Raw genomic sequence first — 497 nt, 5'->3', positions numbered from 1 at the left:
CCAGCTTTTCCGCCAGATCGATGACGGGACCATGCGAGCGGCCGGAGAACGTGTGGTAGAATGGCAGCTTGGACATCTGGCGATAGGCGGCGTCGGCGAGACGCGGCTCGGAAAAGCCGACTGCAGCACTCCAGAGACCGGCCATTGCTTCAAGATAACGACGACCCTCGTTGTCGATCACGAAAGCGCCGTCGCCTTTCTCGATGACCAAGGGCCCGACCTTCTGATGCTGCCGCGCATTGGTATAGGAGTGCAGGTGATACGCAACATCGCGCGCTTCGACGGAATTGGGCTGGCTGGTCATGATCGTGTCCCGACTGGTTTCGATGGCGAGTTCCGCCGCTGCTCTCGCAAATGCATCCCCGCAATATGATGCATCATGTTTGTTGTCGCGGAACGTGTCAATACTTTTCTGTGAGAATCTTTGGCGCTAACGCAGCACGCCCCTCCGATTCATGAAGCCGTTTAAGGACGTGACGATCCCGTTCGCTTGTTCC

1 protein-coding gene is annotated in these 497 nt (G+C 57.5%); it reads right to left on the bottom strand.

Going from position 1 to position 497, the window contains the following annotated elements; genetic code table 11:
- Positions 1 to 304, bottom strand: a 304-nt coding sequence (locus tag ACFHWW_RS34190; protein WP_379943821.1) for an aminotransferase class III-fold pyridoxal phosphate-dependent enzyme, incomplete at its 3' end; no start/stop codon positions are given.
- Between the last annotated feature and the right edge of the window lie 193 nt (positions 305 to 497).

This window comes from Sinorhizobium sp. P24N7 (assembly GCF_042436655.1).
GTDB classification, from domain to species: Bacteria; Pseudomonadota; Alphaproteobacteria; order Rhizobiales; family Rhizobiaceae; genus Sinorhizobium; species Sinorhizobium meliloti_A.
This window is presented reverse-complemented; position numbering and strand designations above follow the sequence as displayed.